The following is a 21,816-nucleotide window of genomic DNA, read 5'->3' on the forward strand; positions in this document are numbered from 1 at the left end:
CTCCGACCACCGCCATCGCGTACCGCAGCAGAAGGAGACATCCATGCATGGCACGACCGGATCCTGGCGACCGCTGGGCGAGTTGTTCGACGCCCAGGTGGCCGAGTCGCCGGACGCGGTGGCGGTGATCGGCGCGGACGGTCTGCGGTGGTCGTACGCGGAGCTGGGGGCGCGGGCGGACCGGGTGGCCGGGGCGCTGGCCACCCGCGGGGTCCGGCGCGGTGACCTCGTGGCGGTGGTGCTTGGCCGGTCCGCCGAGCTGGTGGCGGTGTGGCTGGGGGTGGTGAAGGCCGGGGCGGGGTTCGTTCCGGTCGACCCGGCCTATCCGGCGGAGCGGATCGGATGGATGGTCCAGGACGCCGGACCGGTGCTGGCGGTGTGCTCGGAGGAGACGCGGGGGCTGGTTCCGGCCGGGGTGGAATGCCTGGTCCGGGATCCGGCCGCGGAGGGTGAATCGGCGCCCGCGGTGTCCGTGGGCGCAGATTACGTGGCGTCCGTGGGCGCCGATGACGTGGCGTACGTGATCTACACGTCGGGTTCGACGGGCCGTCCCAAGGGCGTGCTCGTGACCCATCGCGGCATCGGCAACCTGGCGGCCGCCCAGATCGAACGGTTCGCGGTGGACGCCGATGCGCGGGTGCTGCAGCTGGCGTCGTTGAGCTTCGACGCCGCGGTTTCCGAGATCTGCATGGCGTTGCTCTCGGGTGCCGCGTTGGTGATGGCGGACGCGGACAGGCTGCCGCCGCAGGGGTCGTTGAGCGAGACGGTCGCCGAGTACGGCGTCACGCATGCCACCGTGCCCCCGTCGGTGCTGGCCACGGTGGAGGAGCTGCCGGAGAGTCTGCGGACGCTGGTGGTGGCGGGTGAGGCGTGCCCGCCGGGGCTGGTGGCGCGGTGGGCCCCTGGACGGCGGATGATCAATGGGTACGGCCCGACCGAGGTCACCGTGTGCGCCACGATGAGCGCGCCCCTGGAGCAGCACGGGCCGGTGCCGCTCGGTGAACCGATCGCCAACACGCGGGTGTTCGTGCTGGACGAGCTTCTGCGGCCGGTCCCCGAGGGTGTGCTGGGCGAGTTGTATGTCGCGGGTCCGGGGCTCGCGCGGGGCTATCTGCGCCGCCCGGGACTGACGGCGGAACGCTTTGTGGCCTGCCCGTTCACGGACGGGCGGATGTATCGCACGGGCGACCTCGCCCGGCGGACGGCCGACGGTGAGCTGGTCTTCGGCGGGCGTGCCGACGAGCAGGTGAAGGTGCGTGGCTTCCGGGTGGAGCCGGGTGAGATCGAGGCCGTCCTCGCCGGACATCGGAGTGTCGGCCACGTCGCCGTGGTCGTACGGGAGGACCGTCCCGGGGACCGGCGGCTCGTGGCCTACGTCGTTCCCGAGGGGGACCACGTGGACCCCGGCGGACTGCGGGAGTACGTGGCCGAGCGGCTGCCGGAGTACATGGTGCCCACCGCGGTCGTCGCCCTGGACGCGCTCCCGGTCACTGTGAACGGCAAGCTGGACCGCGCCGCCCTCCCCGCCCCCGACTTCACCGGCGCCGCCGGGGGCCGTGGTCCGCGGACGCCCACCGAGGAACTGCTCTGCCGGCTCTATGGCGAGATCCTCGGCCTGGAGCGGGTCAGCGCGGAGGCATCCTTCTTCGAGCTCGGCGGCGATTCGATTCTGACCATGCTGCTGGTGTCGGTGGCCCGGCGCGCCGGGCTGGTGATCGCCCCGTACCAGGTGTTCGAGCTCGCCACCCCGGCCCGCCTCGCCGAAATCGCCGAGCCACTGGATGAGAGCGCCGCGACAGGCGACCGGGCGCGGGGCGCCGGACACCTGCCACTCTCCCCGGCCATGCACGAACTATTGGACCGGGAGGGACTTCAGCGGCCCGGGAGACCCGAGGCGGCCGCGGGATTCCGGTCGGCCGTGCTGGACCTCCCGGCCGGGCCCGACCTGGACGACATCTCCCGTGCGCTGCAGGCTGTCGTCGATCGCCACGACATGCTGCGGGCCCGGTTGGAGACCACACCGGAGCGGCGGCTGACGGTGCCCCCGGCGGGCTCGGTGTCCGTCCGTCCGTGGACGCGGCGAGTGGCGACGGCAGGCATGGACGCCGACCAGCTCCAGCGACTGCTCGCCGCGGAGTCGGCCGGGGCCGGACGGCGGCTGGACCGGCGGGCCGGGGTGATGGCCCAGGCCGTGTGGTGCGACAGCGGACGGGACGCGCCGGGGCGGCTCCTCGTCGTCGCGGACCGGCTGGTGGTCGATGCGGTGTCCTGGCGGATCCTGCTGGAGGACGTGGCCGCCGCGGTCGTAGGGCGGGAGATCGCGTCGGTTCCGACGTCGTTCCGCCACTGGGCGCGGGACCTGGCCACGCAGGCCGACAGTGCGCGGCGGCGTGCGGAGCTACCCGCCTGGGCCGAACTCCTCGCCGCGGGCGGCCCGTTGCTCGCGACCCGGCCCGCCGACCCGGCCCGCGACGCGAACGCCCCGGTGCTCCGCACCTCCGTACGCATCCCGGCCGACACCACGGCGGCGGTGCTGACCACCCTGCCGGACGCGTTCCACACCGGCGCCGAGACCGTCCTGCTGACCGGGCTGGCCGCGGCCCTTTCCGCCTGGCGCGGCGGCCAGAACCGCACCGGTGGCTTCCTCGCGGACGTGGCCGTGCCGGGCCACGGACGTGGCGCCCTGGGCAGCGGCGCCGATCTCTCCCGCACCGTGGGCCCGTTCGCCCACCGCCACCCCGTACGGCTCGACACCGGGGCCCTCGACCTCGCGGAGATCCGCCTCGGCGGGCCGGCCGCGGGCCGGGCCGTGAAGCAGATCAAGGAACAGCTGCGGGCCGTCCCCGGCGATGGACTCGGCTACGGCCTGCTGCGCCACCTCAACCCCGACACCGCCGCCACGCTCGCCGCCCTGCCCACCCCGCAGCTCGGCTTCACCGCCCCGGGCGACGACGACCGGCCGCCCACCCACCCGCTCGAAGCGGCGGCCCGCGTCGAGGGAGCCGAACTGGTCATCAGCCTGGACTGGCCGGAGCCCCTCCTCGCCGAACCGGCCGCCCGGCGACTGCTCCAAGCGTGGGCGGAGATGCTGTCCGGCCTCGCCGCACACTCCGGCGGTGGCCACACGCCGTCCGACTTCCCGCTGACGGCGCTCGACCAGGCCCAGATCGAGGAGCTGGAGGCCGAGGTGGCGGGTGGCGTGCTCGACGTACTGCCGCTGTCACCGCTCCAGGAGGGCCTGCTCTTCCACGCGACGTTCGACGAGCGGGAGCGGGACATCTACGTGGAGCAGAAGGTCCTGGAGCTCGAAGGACCCCTGGACATAAGGAAGTTGCGCGCCACCTGGCAGGCGCTCGTCGAACGGCACGGCAGCCTGCGCACCGGCTTCCGCCGCCTGGTCGGCGTGGACGAACCCGTTCAGGTGATCGCCCGCCACGTCACCCTGCCCTGGCTCGAGGAGGATCTGTCGCACCTCGGCGCCGAGGCGGCGCGGGACCGGGCGGACCGCCTGGAGAGCGCCGAACGGGCCCGCCGCTTCGACCTCGCGGCCCCGCCCCTGGCACGAATCCTGCTGGTGAAGACGGGCCCCGACCGCCATCGCGTGGTCGTGACCCTGCATCACATCGTGCTCGACGGCTGGTCGCTACGAATCCTCATCCGCGAGCTGTGGGCCGTCTACACGGCCGGTGGCGACACCCGCGAACTGGCGCCGACCACGCCCTACGGCGAGTATCTGGCCTGGCTCGCCCGCCAGGACCGGGAGGCTGCGCGCGCCGCCTGGCAACGGGCGCTGGACGGCGTGTCCGAGCCGACGACGGTCGCCGCGCTCGATCCGAACGCCGAACCCGTCCTCACCCGCAAGATTCTCGCCGAGACCGGCGACCATCTGGCCGGTGCGCTGCGGGAACTCGCCCGAGCCCACGGCGTCACGCTGAACACCGTCCTACAGGTGGCCTGGGCCCAGGTCGTCGGCAAGCTCACCGGCCGGAGCGATGTGGTGTTCGGCGCCGCGGTGGCCGGACGTCCGCCGGAGCTGGCGGGGATGGCGGACATGCTGGGGCTCTTCATCAACACGATCCCTGTTCGGGTCCGGCTGCGCCCGGCAGACTCCGTCGCCCACCTGCTCACGGTGGTGCAGGCCCAGCAGTCGGCGCTGCTCGACCACCAGCACCTCGGCCTCAAGGAGATCCAGCGCCTGGCCGGACCGGGCGCCACGTTCGACACCCTGATGGCCTTCGAGAACTTCCACGCGGGCGAGACCGGACCGGCCGCCCCCCTGCGGCTGGGCGCCGGCACGACCCGGATGGCGACCACCTTCCCGCTGACATTGGGGGTGGACCCGGCGGACGAGCTGAAGTTCTGGCTGGACTACCGCCCCGACGCGTTCGACGAGGACGCCGCCCGGGGCGTGGTACGGCGACTGGTGCGGGTGCTGGAGCAGATGGCGGCGGACCCGGCACGGCGGGTGAGCGAGATCGACCTGCTGGGGCGCGGCGAGCGGGCGCGGGTGGTGGAGGTGTGGAATGCCACTGGTCGGGTTGTGCCGGTGGGGTCGTTGGGGGAGTTGTTCGATGAGCGGGCGGCGGGGTGTCCGGGTGTGGTGGCGGTGGTGGGTGCGGGTGGTGAGGAGTGGTCGTATGGGGAGTTGAGGGAGTGGTCGGATCGGGTGGCGGGGGTGTTGGCTGCGCGGGGTGTGGGGCGGGGTGATCTGGTGGGTGTGGTGTTGGAGCGGTCTCCGGCTGTGGTGGCGGTGTTGTTGGGGGTGGTGAAGGCGGGTGCGGGGTTCGTTCCGGTGGATCCGGCGTACCCGGCGGAGCGGATTGGGTGGATGGTTGGGGATGCGGGGCCGGTGCTGGTCGTGTGCTCGGAGGGGACGCGGGGGTTGGTTCCGTCCGGGGTGGAGTGCTTGGTGTGGGATTCGTCTGTGGAGGGTGAATCGGCGCCTGTGGTGTCCGTGGATCTCGATGATGTGGCGTATGTGATTTATACGTCGGGGTCGACGGGGCGGCCGAAGGGTGTGGTGGTGACGCATCGTGGCATCGGGAATTTGGCGGCTGCGCAGATCGAGCGGTTCGGGGTGGGTGCTGAGGCGCGGGTGTTGCAGTTGGCGTCGTTGAGTTTTGATGCGGCGGTTTCCGAGATGTGTATGGCGTTGTTGTCGGGTGGGGTGTTGGTGATGGCGGGTGTGGACAGGTTGCCGCCTGGGGGGTCGTTGGGTGAGGTGGTGGCGGAGTTCGGTGTGACGCATGTGACGGTGCCGCCGTCGGTGTTGGCGGCGGTGGAGGAGTTGCCGGGGAGTTTGCGGTCGCTGGTGGTGGCGGGTGAGGCGTGTTCGCCGGGGTTGGTGGAGCGGTGGGCGCCGGGGCGGCGGATGGTGAATGCATACGGGCCGACCGAGGTCACCGTATGCGCCACCATGAGTGGGCCGCTGGAGCCGTCCGGCCCGGTGGCGATCGGCGGGCCGATCGCCAATACGCGGGTGTTTGTGCTGGACGAGTTCCTGCGGCCCGTACCCGAAGGCGTGGCGGGCGAGTTGTATGTCGCGGGGCCGGGGCTCGCGCGTGGCTATCTCGGTCGTCCGGGGCTGACGGCGGAACGGTTCGTGGCGTGTCCGTTCACGGGTGGCCGGATGTACCGCACCGGTGACCTCGTCACATGGACGACCGATGGTGAGCTGATCTTCGGTGGCCGTGCGGACGACCAGGTGAAGGTGCGTGGCTTCCGCGTCGAACCGGGTGAGATCGAGGCCGTTCTCGCCGGACACCGGAGCGTCGGACAGGTCGCCGTGGCCGTACGGGAGGACCGCCCCGGAGACCGGCGGCTGGTCGCCTACGTCGTCCCTGATGGGGATGTGGATACTGCCGGGCTGCGGGAGTACGTGGCCGAGCGGCTGCCGGACCACATGGTCCCCGCCGCGGTCGTCGCCCTTGATGCCCTCCCGGTCACCGTGAACGGCAAGCTGGACCGTGCCGCCCTCCCCGCCCCGGACTTCACCGATGCCACCGGGCGTGGCCCCGCCACACCGATTGAGGAGATCCTCTGCGGCCTGTATCGCGAGGTTCTCGGGCTCGAACGGGTCGGCGCCGAGGTGTCGTTCTTCACCATCGGTGGCGACTCGATCCTCGCCATGAAGCTCATCGCCCGGATCGGCGCCGTCCTCGACACCGAGCTCAACATCGGCGAGCTGTTCGCTGCCCCCACGGTGGCCGGGGTCGCCCGCCTCGTCGCGGCGGCAGGAGGTACGGCCGCCCGAGCCGCGCTGACACCACGGCCGAGGCCGGAGGCGCTGCCGCTCTCGTATGCCCAGCGGCGCATGTGGTTCCTCAACCAGCTCGAGGAGACCAACCCGGGAGCCGGAGCGGTCTACAACCTGCCGCTGGCCCTGCGGCTGGCCGGAGCGCTGGATGTCGCCGCGCTGGAGGCGGCCCTCGGCGATGTCGCCGACCGGCACGAGAGCTTGCGCACGGTCTTCCCGGAAACCGATGGCGAGCCGCGTCAGCAGGTGCTGGAGGGCGAGGCGGGCCGACCGCGGCTCGTCGTCGTGGAGACCAGCGAGGAACTCCTCGCGGCCGAGCTCGGGTTGCACGCGGACCGTGGCTTTGATGTGACCGTCGATCTGCCGTGGCGGGCACGGCTGTTGAAGACGGGGCCGTCGGAGTATGTGCTGCTGATCGTCGCGCATCACATCGCCGTGGACGGCTGGTCGATGGGCGTGCTGGCGCGGGACCTGGGGGCGGCGTACGCGGCTCGCCGGGCGGGTGGTGCGCCGGGGTGGGAGCCGCTGCCGGTGCAGTACGCGGACTACGCGCTGTGGCAGCGCGAGGTGCTGGGCGACATCGAGGACCCCGGCAGCGTGATCAGTGGCCAACTCGGCTACTGGCGTGATGCGCTGGCCGGTGCGCCTCAGGAGCTCGCGCTGCCGACCGACCGGCCCCGGCCCGCGGTGTCCTCCTTTCGCGGTGGTGAAGTGCCGATCCAAATCAGCGCGGAGACCCACGCCCGGCTGCTGGACGTGGCCCGCCGTGGCCGCGCCACCATGTTCATGGTGGTGCACGCCGCCTTTTCCGTGCTGCTGAGCCGGGTGGGTGCGGGCGACGACATCCCGATAGGCGTGCCGATCGCGGGCCGTGGCGACCCGGCGCTGGACGACCTGGCCGGGTTCTTCGTCAACACCCTGGTCGTCCGCGCCGATCTCAGCGCGAACCCGTCCTTCACCGAGCTGTTGGCCCAGGTGCGGGAGACCGATCTGGCCGCGTACGCGCATCAGGACGTGCCGTTCGAGCGGTTGGTCGAGGATCTGAACCCGTCACGCTCGCTCTCCCACAACCCGCTGTTCCAGGTTCTGCTGGCCCTGCAGAGCGTACCGGCGCCGCAATGGGGCCTGCCGGGGCTGCGGGTCCGGCGGATCCCGGCGGCCGCACAGGTTCCGGCGCGCTTCGATCTGTCGCTGGACCTGGCCGAGCGCCGTGATGGTGTGGGGGCGCCGGCGGGGTTGGGTGGGGCGTTGCTGTTTGCGGTGGATTTGTTTGATGAGGGTACGGCGCGGGGGTTGGTGGGGCGGTTGGTGCGGGTGTTGGAGGCGGTGGCGGCGGATCCGGGGGTGCGGGTCGGTCGGCTGGATGTGTTGGGGGAGGTGGAGCGGGCTCGGGTGGTGGGGGAGTGGAATGCCACCGAGACCATGCTGCCCGCCGGTTCGATCGTGGAGCGCATTGAGGCGCGGGTTGCGGCGGTGCCGGATGTGGTGGCGGTGCGGTGTGGTGAGGAGGCGGTGTCGTACCGGGAGTTGGACCGGCGGGCGAATCGCTTGGCGCGGCTTTTGACGGAAGTGGGTGTCGGTCCGGAGTCGCGGGTTGCGCTGTGTCTGCCGAGGTCGGTGGGCATGGTGGTGGCGGAGTTGGCGGTGTGGAAGGCCGGTGGTGCGTTTGTTCCGCTGGATCCGGAGTATCCGGCGGAGCGGTTGGGTTTTGTGATCGCGGACAGTGGTGCCGAGGTGGTTCTCGGTACGTTGGAGAGCTTGGCCGGGGTGCCGGTCGGTGGGGCTCGTGTCGTGCGTATGGAGGAGGCGGATGGCGTCTCCGCTGAGCCGCTGGGGACGGTTATCGCTCCCGGTCAGTTGGCGTATGTGATTTATACGTCGGGTTCGTCGGGGCGGCCGAAGGGGGTGGCTGTCGGGCATGGTGGTGTGGCGAATCTGGCTGAGGCGATGCGTCCGGTGTTGGGTGTGGACGCGGGTGTGGTGGCGTTGCAGTTCGCCTCGTTCAGCTTTGATGCGGCCGTCCTCGATGTCGCTGTGACCCTGGCCGCCGGTGGCACTCTCGCTGTCGCCACCGCCGCTGAGCGTAAGGATCCGCAGGCGTTGGCGGAGATGATCGGCCGGTGTGGGGTGCGGGTGGCGAGTGTGGTTCCGTCGCTGCTGGGGGTGCTGGATCCGGACGCTGTGGCGGGTGTGAGCAATTGGGTGCTGGGTGCGGAGCGGTTGAGTGCGGAGCTGGCCGGGCGGTGGTCGGCGGGTGCGCGGGTGTGGAACACGTACGGGCCGACCGAGGCCACCGTCATCACCACCGCCACCACCATGCCTCTCGATCCCGGACTGGGCACGGCCCCACCAATTGGCCGCCCTCTGCCCAACAACAAGGTGTTCGTGCTGGACACCTTCCTCAAGCCGGTTCCCGTAGGTGTCACGGGTGAGGTCTATATCGCCGGTGCGGGTCTGGCCCGGGGCTATTTCGGTCGGCCGGGCCTGTCAGCCGAGCGTTTCGTCGCCTGCCCGTTCGCCGCCCCGGGCGGCCGGATGTATCGCAGTGGCGACTTGGCGAAGTGGACCGCCGAGGGTGATCTGGTCTTCGCGGGACGGGTCGATGAGCAGGTCAAGGTCCGTGGTTTCCGTGTCGAGCCCGGCGAGATCGAGGCAGTGCTGGCCGCTTGCGAGAGCGTGGCCCAGGTCGCGGTGGTGGTCCGGGAAGACGGGCCAGGGGATAAACAACTGGTCGCCTACGTCGTCCCCAGCGGGAAGCTGGACGTGGCGGCCGTGCGGGAGTTCGCGGCGGACCGGTTGCCGGAGTACATGGTCCCGACCGTCATGGCGCTGGACGCACTGCCCTTGACCGTCAACGGCAAGCTGGACCGCGCCGCGCTCCCCGCTCCCGACACAGCCGAGATGGTGGCAGGCCGGGCCGCCGAGACGCCCGCCGAAGAGATCCTCTGTGGCCTCTTCGCCGAGGTGCTTGGGCTAGATGAGGTCAGTGCCGATGCGTCGTTCTTCGAGCTCGGCGGTGACTCGATCATGTCGATGCTGCTGGTGTCGAGGGCGCGTAAGGCCGGTCTGGTGGTGAGTGCCCGGCAGGTGTTCGAGCGGCGCACTCCGGCGGAGCTGGCGGTGGTGGCCCGTGATGTGGCCACTGCCGGTGGCCTGGAGGGGGGCGGCGACACGGGCACCGGCGAGGTGCCGTTGACCCCGGTGATGCATGAACTGCTGCTCCGGGCCGGAGCAGAGCGCATACGTGGGGTTTTCCAGTCGACCGTGGTGATGGTTCCGGCGGGGATGCGGCTGGAGACGCTGACCGGTGCCGTGCAGGCGGTGGTCGATCACCACGACATCCTGCGGGCCCGACTGGACACCGAGCCCGCCGCCCGCCTCCTCGTCCCCCCGACCGCGTCCGTGGCCCCGTGGGTGCACCGGATCGATGCCGGCGCGGCCGGGAGTGACCTCGAGCGCCTGATCGCCGAGCAGTCGCGGGCCGCCGCGGACCGGCTCGATCCGCAGACCGGGGTGATGGTGCAGGTGGTCTGGTTCGACCTCGGCCCGAGCGCCCCAGGACGGCTCCTGCTCACCGTCCACCACCTCGCCGTGGACACGCTCTCCCTCCGCATCCTCATCCCGGACCTCGCCCAGGCGTACGCGGATCTGGCGGCCGGCCGTGAGGTCGTGCTGGAGCCCGTGCCCACCTCCTTCCGGCACTGGGCCCGAGCGCTGCGGACCGAAGCCACCGGCCAACCGCGGCTCGCCGAACTCCCCGCCTGGACGCGACTGTTGCATGGCCACGCCACGCCACTCGGCGGGCGCCCCCTGGACCCGGCCCGCGACGTGGGCGCCACGCTGCGGCGGGTCTCCGTGACGGCCTCGTCGGAGCTCACCGCCACCCTGCTGACGGCGGTCCCGGCAGCCTTCCACGCCGGGATCGACGATGTGCTGCTCACCGCCCTCGCCTCCGCCGTCGCGGAGTGGCGGCGGCACCGCGGGCAGAGCACGGAGGGCGGGGTCCTCGTGGACGTGGAAGGCCACGGCCGGACGTCCGGGGGCCTCGATCTGGCCCGTACGGTGGGCTGGTTCACCAGCACGTACCCCGTACGACTCGACCCCGTGACACAGGACTTCGCCGGGCTGCGCGGCGGCGGGCCGGTGGCGGGACGGGCCGCTAAGCACATCAAGGAACAGCTCCGCGCCGTCCCGGGCGACGGCCTCGGCCACGGCCTGCTTCGCCATCTCAACCCCGAGACCGCGCCTACCCTGGCCGCCCTGCCCACCGCCCAGATCGGCTTCACCTACCTGGGCCGCTTCGCCGACGGGACACCTGAGCAGACGGCTGCCGCCTGGTCCGCCGCCCCCGAAGGCGGCCTCGGTGGCGGAGTGGGCGACGAGGTCCCGCTGGCGCACGCCCTGGAGGCCGTCGGCCTGGTCCGCGACCTGCCGGACGGCCCGCTGCTCACATTGACACTCGCCTGGCCCCAGCGCCTCCACCACACCGACGACATGCGACGACTCGTCGATGGCTGGCTGGCGATGCTCACCGGCCTCGCCACCCACACCACCGGCTCCGGCGGCGGCCACACACCGTCGGACTTCTCACTCATCACGCTCGACCAGAGCCAGATCGACGCGCTCGAAGCGGAACTCGCGGACAAGGGGGGAGCACGATGACTCAGATGCGAGTCCAGGACGTCTGGCCGCTGTCGCCGCTGCAGGAGGGCCTGCTCTTCCATGCGGTGTACGACGAGCGTGGCATTGACGTCTATGTCGAGCAACTCGTGCTGGACCTGGCCGGCATGCTGGACCCCGCGGTGCTGCGCGACGCGTGGCAGGCCCTGCTCGACCGGCACGAGAGCCTGCGCGCGGGCTTTCGGCAGCTGGCCGGGGTGGCGCAGCCGGTGCAGGTCATCGCCCGGGGCGTGGAGCTGCCGTGGCGGGAGGAGGATCTGTCCGGGCTGGGCGCGGATGTGGCCCGTGCGGAGTCGGAGCGGTTGGGGATCGAGGAGCGGGAGCGGCGTTTCGACCTGGTGGTGCCGCCGTTGCTGAGGGTGTTGCTGGTCAAGGTCGGGCCGGATGAGTACCGGATGATGGTCACGCTGCATCACATTCTGTTGGACGGCTGGTCGCTGCCGGTGCTGATGCGGGAGTTGTGGGCGTGTTACGAGGCCGGGGGCAGCGCCCGTGGCCTGCCGCCCGTCACCCCGTACCGCGAGTATCTGGCCTGGCTCGCCCGCCAGAACAAGGAAGCCGCGCGGAACGCATGGCGGCAGGAGCTGACCGGCGCGGACGAGCCGACGCTGGTGGCACCGGGCGGACAGTCCACTGCCCCGGTTGCCTCCGGCAAGGCGGCCACCGACGCCGGAGCGGAACTCGCCGGCCGACTGCGGGACCTCGCCCGCCGCGACGGCCTGACCCTGAACACCGTGATCCAGGCCGCCTGGGCCGTTGTGCTCGGTCGGCTCACCGGCCGCCGCGATGTGGTGTTCGGCGCGACGGTGGCGGGACGCCCCGCCGACCTCCCCGGCATGGAGAGCATGCTGGGGCTGTTCATCAACACGCTGCCCGTACGAGTGCGCCTGGACCCGGCGCGTACGGTCACCGAACTGCTCGCGGAGCTACAGAACCGGCAGTCGGCGCTGCTGGACCACCAGCATCTGAGCCTCACCGAGATCCAGCGGCAGGCCGGGCCCGGCGCGACCTTCGACACCATCATGGCGTTCGAGAACCACCCCATCGGGGCGCAGGACTCCACGGCGGCGGCCGCTGGGCTGCGCATCACCGACACGGCGATGCGCGAGTCCACCAACTTCCCGCTCTCGCTGGGCGTTCATCCGACGGAGGAGTTGCGGCTGCGGCTGGACTACCGCCCGGACCTGTTCGACCCCGAGGCGGCTCAGGGGCTTCTTGACCGCCTGGTGCGGGTGCTGGGGCAGATGGCGGCCGATCCGGAGACGCTGGTCGGTCGGCTGGATGTGTTGGGGGAGGTGGAGCGGGCTCGGGTGGTGGGGGAGTGGAATGCCACCGAGATCACACTGCCCGCCGGTTCGATCGTGGAGCGCATCGAGGCGCGGGTTGGGGTGGCGCCGGATGTGGTGGCGGTGCGGTGTGGTGAAGAGGCGGTGTCGTACCGGGAGTTGGACCGGTGGGCGAATCGGCTGGCGCGGCTTTTGACGGAAGTGGGTGTCGGTCCGGAGTCGCGGGTTGCGCTGTGTCTGCCGAGGTCGGTGGGCATGGTGGTGGCGGAGTTGGGGGTGTGGAAGGCCGGTGGTGCGTTTGTTCCGCTGGATCCGGAGTATCCGGCGGACCGGTTGGGTTTTGTGATTGCGGACAGTGGTGCCGGGGTGGTTCTCGGTACGTCGGAGAGCTTGGCCGGGGTGCCGGTCGGTGGGGCTCGTGTCGTGCGTATGGAGGAGGTGGACGGGTTCTCGGCGGAGCCGCTGGGGAGGGTGATTGCCCCGGGTCAGTTGGCGTATGTGATTTATACGTCGGGTTCGTCGGGGCGGCCGAAGGGGGTGGCTGTCGGGCATGGTGGTGTGGCGAATCTGGCTGAGGCGATGCGTCCGGTGTTGGGTGTGGACGCGGGTGTGGTGGCGTTGCAGTTCGCCTCGTTCAGCTTTGATGCGGCTGTTCTCGATGTCGCTGTGACCCTGGCTGCCGGTGGCACTCTCGCTGTCGCCACCGCGGCCGAGCGTAAGGATCCGCAGGCGTTGGCGGAGATGGTCGGCCGGTGTGGGGTGCGGGTGGCGAGTGTGGTGCCGTCGCTGCTGGGGGTGCTGGATCCGGATGCCGTTCCGGGTGTCAGCAATTGGGTGCTGGGTGCGGAGCGGTTGAGTGCGGAGCTGGCGGGGCGGTGGTCGGCGGGTGCGCGGGTGTGGAACACGTACGGGCCGACCGAGGCCACTGTCATCACCACCGCCACTCCGCTGGATGCCGCGCTGGAGGAGGCTCCGCCGATTGGCCGTCCCCTCCCCAACGCCCGCGTCTATGTGCTTGACGCGTTCCTCAAGCCGGTTCCCGTAGGTGTCACGGGCGAGGTCTATATCGCCGGTGCCGGTCTGGCCCGCGGCTATTTCGGTCGGCCGGGCCTGTCCGCCGAGCGTTTCGTCGCCTGCCCGTTCGCCGCCCCGGGCGGCCGGATGTATCGCAGTGGCGACCTGGCGAAGTGGACCGCCGAGGGTGATCTGGTCTTCGCGGGACGGGTCGATGAGCAGGTAAAGGTCCGTGGTTTCCGCGTCGAGCCCGGCGAGATCGAGGCTGTCCTCAGCGGGCACCCGGCCGTCGGCCAGGCCGCCGTGGTCATCCGCGAGGACCGCCCCGGTGACCGTCGCCTCGTCGCGTATGTGGTCCCCACCGGCGAGCTCGACCCGGCGGCCCTGCGCCGCCTCGCCGCCGACCGGCTGCCCGAGTACATGATTCCGGCCATCGTGCCGCTCGACGGGCTGCCGCTCACGGTCAACGGCAAACTGGACCGCGCCGCACTCCCCGCCCCCGACACCGCGGACGCCCCCGAGGGCCGCGCGCCCGCCACCCCCACCGAGGAGATCCTCTGCGGGCTGTTCGCCGAAGTCCTCGGGCTGAACCAGGTGGGCGCCGACGCCTCCTTCTTCGAGCTCGGCGGCGACTCCCTCCTCGCCATGCGGCTCATCGCCCGCATCCGCCCCGTCCTCGACAGCGAGCTGCGCATCGCCGATCTGTTCGCCACCCCGACCGTCGCCGACACCGCCCGCCGGATCGACGCCGAGCACGGCGACGCACGGCCACCGCTGGAGCCACAGCCGCGCCCCCAGCACCCCCAGCACCCCGAGCACCCCGAGCACCTGCCGTTGTCGTACGGGCAGCAGCGGATGTGGTTCCTGAACCGGCTCGCGACCACCGGCCAGGGCACAGGGGACCCAGAAGGCACCAAGGGGTCAGAAGCCGCCGCGGGCGTCTACAACATGCCCCTCGCGCTACGCCTCTCCGGCCACCTCGACACCGGCGCGCTGCAAGCCGCCCTCGCCGACGTCGCCGACCGCCACGAGAGCCTGCGCACGGTGTTCCCGGAGACCGACGGCGTTCCGCGGCAGCGGGTGCTGCACGGCCCCGCGGCGCATCCGCCACTCGTGGTCGTCGACCTCCCCGCGGACCAAGTCGAGGCGGAGCTGAGCGCGCACGCCGGCCGCGGCTTCGAGCTCAGCACCGAACTGCCCTGGCGGGCACGGCTGTTGGCCACAGGACCCACCGAGTACGTGCTGCTCATCGTGGCGCACCACATCGCCGCCGACGGCTGGTCGATGGGTGTCCTCGCGCGGGACCTCAGCACGGCCTACGCCGCCCGTCGGCAGGGCCGGGCGCCGGTGTGGGAGCCGCTGCCGGTGCAGTACGCCGACTTCGCCATCTGGCAGCGGCGGCTGCTGGGGGAGCGGGGCGACGCGGACAGCCTGCTGAGCGATCAGCTCGCCTACTGGCACGACGCCCTCGCCGACGCGCCGCAGGAGCTGGCGCTTCCGGCCGACCGGCCCCGTCCGGCGGTGTCGTCGTACGCGGGCGGCCTGGTCCCCGTACGGGTCGACGCCCCCACCCACGCCCGCCTCGTCGGGCTCGCCCAGCGCGGCGGAGCCACGGTGTTCATGGTCGTGCACGCCGCGCTGGCGGCGCTCCTCGCCCGGATGGGCGCGGGCACGGACATTCCCATCGGCACGGCCACCGCGGGCCGTGGCGACGCCGCGCTGGACGGGCTGACCGGCTTCTTCGTCAACACGCTCGTGCTGCGCACCGACCTGAGCGGCGATCCCGCCTTCACCGAACTCCTGGCCCGGGTACGGGAGACCGACCTGGCCGCGTACGCCCACCAGGACGTGCCCTTCGAGCATCTCGTCGAGGATCTCGCGCCCTCGCGCTCGCTGTCCCGCAACCCGCTGTTCCAGGTCATGCTGTCGCTGCGGAACGTCCCGCCCGCGCGGTGGGACCTGCCCGGCCTTCAGGTCCGGCCCACGCCGCCGGGCTCCCTCGCCGCCCGCTTCGATCTCTCCGTCGACCTGTCCGAACACCGCGGCGAGGACGGCGGCCCGGCCGGAATCGGCGGCGACATCTTCTACGCCACCGAGCTGTTCGACGAGGCCACCGCCCAGGCCCTGGCCCGGCGGCTGGCGGCGGTGCTGGAGCAGATCGCCGCGGATCCCACCGTGCCCCTCAGCCGGCTGCGGATCCTCGACCCGGCCGAGCGGCGCACCGTCGTCCAGGACTGGAACCACACGGCCCGGAGCGTGCCGGAGGGCACGCTGGCCGAGCTGTTCGAGGCACAGGTGCGGCGGACCCCCGATGCCCTGGCCGTCGTCGGGGCGGCGCAGCATGGCCTGACGTACGCACAGCTGGAGGAGCGGGGCAACCGGCTGGCACACGAGCTGATCGCCCGTGGCATCGGCCCCGAGGACCTGGTCGGCGTTGCCATGGAGCGGTCCGTCGAGCTGATGGCCGTGCTGCTGGCCGTGGTCAAGGCGGGTGCGGGCTATCTGCCCATAGACCCCCGGTATCCGGCGCGGCGGATCGCGTTCATGCTGGCCGACGCCCGGCCGAAGCTGCTGCTGTGCACGGGCGGGACCGAGAACGTGCTGGGCATGGGTGAGCCCGAGGACGTCGAGACCCAGGCGGTGCTGGGCGCCGACACGCCGCCCCGCCTGGTCCTCGACGCCCCGGAGGTGACCGCCGCGCTGGCGACCCGCCCGGCCACCGCCCCCGGGGACGCCGACCGCGTCCGGCCGCAGCGGCTGGGGCACCCCGCGTACGTCATCTACACCTCCGGCTCCACCGGCACCCCGAAGGGCGTCGTGGTCACCCACGGCGGAGTGGGCAGCCTGGCGGTAAGCCACATCACCCGGTTCGGGTCCGGGCCCGGCGCACGCGTCCTGCAGTTCGCCTCGCCCAGCTTCGACGCCGCGTTCGCCGAGTTCTGCACCGCCCTGCCCGCCGGGGCCACCCTCGTCATGGCGGACCGGGACATGCTGCCGCCGTACGGGTCGCTGGCCGACGTCGCCGCCGAGTTCGGCGTGACACATCTGACCGCGCCGCCGTCCGTGCTCGCCGCCGCCGACGAGCTGCCCGCCACCGTGACCACCGTCGCCGCCGCGGGCGAGGTGTGCCCGCCCGCGCTGGTGGCACGGCTGGCGCCGGGGCGTCGGATGCTGAACGCGTACGGCCCCACCGAGGCCACCGTCTGCGTCACCCTGAGCGACCCGCTCACCCCGGCCGACGCCGACGCCCCCGTGCCGATCGGGCGTCCGCTCGAGAACGGGCAGACGTATGTCCTGGACGAGTTCCTGCAGCCCGTCCCCGCCGGTGTCACGGGAGAGCTCTACCTCGCCGGCCCCGGCCTGGCCCGCGGCTATCTCGGCCGCTCGGCGCTGACCGCCGAGCACTTCGTGGCCTGCCCGTTCGCCGCCGCCGACGAACCCGGCACCCCCGGCGGGCGGATGTACCGAACGGGGGACCTCGCGCACTGGACCCGCGACGGCCAACTCGTCGTCGTCGGACGGGCCGACGCCCAGATCAAGATCCGCGGCTTCCGGGTGGAACCCGGCGAGATCGAGGCCGTCCTCGCCACCCACCAGGCCGTCCGCCGGTCCGCCGTCGTGGTCCGCGAGGACCGCCCCGGGGACCGTCGCCTCGTCGCGTACGTCGTCCCCGGCGAGGACGCGGACCCGGCCGGACTGCGGGAGTACGTGGCGGAACGGCTGCCCGACCACCTGGTTCCGGCCGCCGTGATGACGCTCGACTCCCTCCCCGTCACGGTGAACGGCAAGCTCGACCGCGACGCCCTGCCCGCCCCCGACTACGCGGGCCTGACCGGCCGCCGCGCCCCCGCCACCCCCATCGAAGAGGCGCTGTGCGGGCTGTTCGCCGACATCCTCGGCCTCGACCAGGTCGGCGCCGACGCGTCGTTCTTCGCGCTGGGTGGCGACTCCTTGCAGGCCATGCGGCTGATCGCCCGGGTCCGCGCCGTCCTGGACACCGAGCTGAGCATCCGGCAGCTGTTCGCCGAGCCGACCGTCGCCGGGGTCGCCCGGCAGCTCACCGGTGGGGGCGGTGTGCGGCTCCCGCTCACCCCGCAGCCCCGGCCGGAGGTCGTACCGCTGTCGTTCGGGCAGCGGCGGATGTGGTTCGTCAACCAGATGGAGGAGGCCCAAGAGGGCGGCGAGGCCGCGTACAACCTGCCACTGCGCCACCGCATCTCCGGCGACCTCAACCTGCCCGCGCTCGAAACCGCCCTGGGCGACGTGGCCGACCGGCATGAGAGCCTGCGCACGGTCTACCCCGAAACAGACGGTGTGCCGCGTCAGCATGTCCTCGACCCCTCGGCCGGACGCCCGCGCATGGTCGTCCTCGACATCCCCGCCGACCGGGTCGAGCGGGTGCTCGCCGAGCAGACCGAGGAGCGCTTCGACCTCAGCGCCGACCTCCCGTGGCGGATCCGGCTGCTCAAGACCGCTCCCGCGGAGTACGTCCTGCTGATCGTGGCGCACCACATCGCGGTGGACGGCTGGACGATGGATCTGCTGCTCGGGGACCTGGAAGTGGCGTACACCGCCCGTCGGAAGGGGCGGGCGCCGGTGTGGGAGCCGCTGCCGGTGCAATACGCCGACTACGCGCTCTGGCAGCGCCGTCTCCTCGGCGACCTGGACACCCCCGACAGCCTGATCAGCGCCCAGCTGGACCACTGGCGGCGGGCCCTGGCCGACGCACCGCAGGAGCTGGCACTTCCGGCCGACCGTTCCCGGCCCGCCGTGTCCTCGCACCGTGGCGGGGCGGCCGGGGTACGGATCGATGTGCCCACCCATGCCCGGCTCGTGGAGCTCGCCCGAAGCGGCGACGCCACGATGTTCATGGTCGTCCACGCGGCGCTGGCGCTGTTGCTGTCGCGGATGGGTGCGGGAGCGGACCTTCCGATCGGCACGGCGGTCGCGGGGCGTGGCGACGCGGCGCTGGACGGTCTGGCCGGTTTCTTCGTCAACACGCTGGTTCTGCGGACCGATGTGAGTGGTGACCCGACCTTCGCGGAGCTGCTGTCCCGGGTGCGGGAGACGGACCTGGCCGCCTACGCACACCAGGATCTGCCCTTCGAGCACCTCGTCGAGGAACTCAACCCCACCCGCTCACTGGCCCGGCACCCGCTGTTCCAGGTGATGCTCTCCGTGCAGACGATGCCGCAGCAGCAGTGGAAACTGCCGGGCGTCGAGGTGCGGCCGATGGCGCCCGGAGCAGCGGCGGCCCGGGTCGACCTGTCGCTGACCCTGGCGGAACACCGGGACGGCGAGGGCAACCCGGCGGGAATCGACGGCGATCTGCTGTATGCCACGGACCTCTTCGACGAGCCCACCGCGTGCGCGATGGCGGAGCGGCTGGTGCGGGTGCTGGAGCAGGTCGCCTCGGATCCGGTGGCTCGGGTGAGCGAGGTCGAGGTGCTGGGGTCTGGGGAGCGGGCGCGGGTGGTGGAGGAGTGGAATGCCACTGGTCGGGTTGTGCCGGTGGGGTCGTTGGGGGAGTTGTTCGATGAGCGGGCGGCGGGGTGTCCGGGTGTGGTGGCGGTGGTGGGTGCGGGTGGTGAGGAGTGGTCGTATGGGGAGTTGCGGGAGTGGTCGGATCGGGTGGCGGGGGTGTTGGCTGCGCGGGGTGTGGGGCGGGGTGATCTGGTGGGTGTGGTGTTGGAGCGGTCTCCGGCTGTGGTGGCGGTGTTGTTGGGGGTGGTGAAGGCGGGTGCGGGGTTTGTGCCGGTGGATCCGGCGTATCCGGTGGAGCGGATTGGGTGGATGGTCGAGGACTCGGCGCCTGCGCTAGTCGTGTGCTCGGAGGAAACCCGGGGGTTGGTTCCGCCCGGGGTGGAGTGCTTGGTGTGGGATTCGTCTGTGGAGGGTGAATCGGCGCCTGTGGTGTCCGTGGGCGCCGATGACGTGGCGTATGTGATTTATACGTCGGGGTCGACGGGGCGGCCGAAGGGTGTGGCGGTGACCCATCGTGGCATTGGCAACCTGGCCGCTGCGCAGATCGACCGGTTCGCGGTGGACGCCGATGCGCGGGTGTTGCAGTTGGCGTCGTTGAGTTTCGACGCGGCGGTTTCCGAGATGTGTATGGCGTTGTTGTCGGGTGCGGTGTTGGTGATGGCGGGTGTGGACAGGTTGCCGCCGCGGGGGTCGTTGGGTGAGGTGGTGGCGGAGTTCGGTGTGACGCATGTGACGGTGCCGCCGTCGGTGTTGGCGGCGGTGGAGGAGTTGCCGGGGAGTTTGCGGTCGCTGGTGGTGGCGGGTGAGGTGTGTCCGCCGGGGCTGGTGGAGCGGTGGGCCCCTGGACGGCGGATGGTCAATGCGTATGGCCCGACCGAGGTCACCGTATGCGCCACCATGAGCGCGCCGCTGGAGCCGTCCGGCCCGGTGCCGATCGGCCGTCCGATCGCCAACACCGCTGTCTACGTACTGGACGAGCGACTGCGGCCGGTCACCGTGGGTGTGCTGGGTGAGCTGTATGTCGCGGGGCCGGGGCTCGCGCGTGGCTATCTCGGCCGCGCCGGGCTGACCGCGGAACGGTTCGTGGCCTGCCCGTTCACGCACGGGCGGATGTATCGCACCGGCGACCTCGCCAAGTGGACCGGGGACGGCCAACTCGTCTTCGGTGGCCGTGCGGACGACCAGGTCAAGGTGCGTGGCTTCCGCGTCGAACCGGGTGAGATCGAGGCCGTTCTCGCCGGACACCGGAGCGTCGGACAGGTCGCCGTGGCCGTACGGGAGGACCGCCCCGGCGACAAGCGGCTCGTGGCCTACGTCGTCCCTGATGGGGATGTGGATACTGCCGGGCTGCGGGAGTACGTGGCCGAGCGGCTGCCGGACCACATGGTCCCCGCCGCGGTCGTCGCCCTTGACGCCCTCCCGGTCACCGTCAATGGCAAGCTGGACCGTGCCGCCCTTCCCGCCCCGGACTTCACCGACGCGGCCGAGGGGCGCGGTCCGGCCACTCCCACCGAAGAGATCCTCAGCAGCCTCTACGGCGAGATCCTCGGCCTGGAACGGGTCGGCGCCGACGCCTCCTTCTTCGAGCTGGGCGGCGACTCCCTGCTCGCCATGCGGCTCATCGCCCGCATCCGCGCCGTCCTCGACGCAGAGGTCAGCATCGGCGATCTGTTCGCCACCCCCACCGTCGCCGGCGTCGCCCGACTGGTGGGCGAGCTCGGTGGCGAGTCCCGGGCGCCGGTGACGGCGCGGCCCCGGCCCGAGGTGCTGCCGCTGTCGTTCGAGCAGCAGCGGATGTGGTTCCTCAACCGGCTCGAAACCACCGGTGAGGGAGCCGCGTACAACCTCCCCCTGGCGCTCCGCCTCTCCGGCGACCTCGACATCCCCGCGCTGGAAGCCGCCCTCGGCGATGTCGCCGACCGGCACGAGAGCCTGCGCACGATCTTCCCGGAGGCCGCGGGCGTCCCCTGCCAGCAGGTCCTGCATGGCGCGGCGGGCCGTCCCCCGCTGACGGTGGTGCACACCGCCGCGGACGAGGTGCCCGCGCAGCTCGCGGCGTATGCGAACCGGCCGTTCGACGTCCGTGCCGAACTGCCCTGGCGCGTACGGCTTTTGGTGACCGGCCCCGCCGAGTACGTCCTCATGGGCGCCGTCCACCACATCGCCGCCGACGGCTGGTCGATGGGCATCCTCGCGGGCGACATCGGTACCGCCTACGCGGCTCGGCGCGCGGGCCGACTGCCCGGGTGGGACCCCCTGCCGGTGCAGTACGGGGACTACGCCCTGTGGCAGCGCGAAGTGCTGGGCGACCTCGGCGATCCGCGGAGTGTGATCAGCGGGCAACTGGACTACTGGCGGCAGACACTCGCCGGTGCCCCGCAGGAGCTGGACCTGCCGACCGACCGGCCCCGACCCGCGGTGTCCTCCTTCACCGGCGGCGAAATGCCGTTCGAGGTGAACGCGGAGACCCACGCCCGGCTGGTGGAGCTCGCCCAGCGTGGCCGGGCGACGATGTTCATGGTGATGCACGCGGCGCTGGCGGTTGTGCTGTCGCGGATGGGTGCGGGTACGGACATCCCCATCGGCACGGCGACCGCGGGCCGTGGTGACGCCGCGCTGGACGGGCTGGCCGGGTTCTTCATCAACACCCTGGTGCTGCGCACCGACCTGAGCGGCGACCCGTCGGTCAACGAACTGCTGGCCCGGGTGCGGGAGGCCGATCTAGCGGCGTACGCGCATCAGGATGTGCCGTTCGAGCGGCTGGTCGAGGATCTCAACCCCACCCGGTCGCTGGGCCGGCACCCGCTCTTCCAGGTGTCGCTCACCATGCAGAACCTGCCGCAGGGCCGTCGGCCGTGGGAGCTGGCCGGGCTGGAGGTGAGCGGTCTCCCGGCCGCCTCTCCGGCGGCCCGGTTCGATCTGTCGGCGACGGTGGCCGAGCGCCGCGACGAGGAGGGCGCGCCGACGGGACTGATGGGCTCGCTGCTGTATGCGACCGATGTGTTTGATGAGGGCACGGTGCGGTTGTTGGCGGGGCGGTTGGTGCGGGTGTTGGAGCAGGTGGCGGTTGATTCTGGGGTGCGGGTGAGTGGGATT

At 71.9% G+C, this 21,816-nt stretch carries 2 protein-coding genes; both read left to right on the forward strand.

The genetic code is table 11. The annotated features are described in order from the left end of the window. Nucleotides 1-43: 43 nt before the first annotated feature. A complete protein-coding gene (locus J2Z30_RS35120; protein WP_209468964.1) occupies nucleotides 44-10,918 on the forward strand; it encodes a non-ribosomal peptide synthetase in 10,875 nt (3,624 codons plus the stop codon). Further along, on the forward strand, nucleotides 10,915-21,816 hold a 10,902-nt coding region (locus tag J2Z30_RS35125), incomplete at its 3' end, for a non-ribosomal peptide synthetase (protein ID WP_209468965.1). The genes J2Z30_RS35120 and J2Z30_RS35125, both read left to right, overlap by 4 nt.

The sequence above is a fragment of the Streptomyces iranensis genome (assembly GCF_017874715.1).
GTDB lineage: Bacteria > Actinomycetota > Actinomycetes > Streptomycetales > Streptomycetaceae > Streptomyces > Streptomyces iranensis.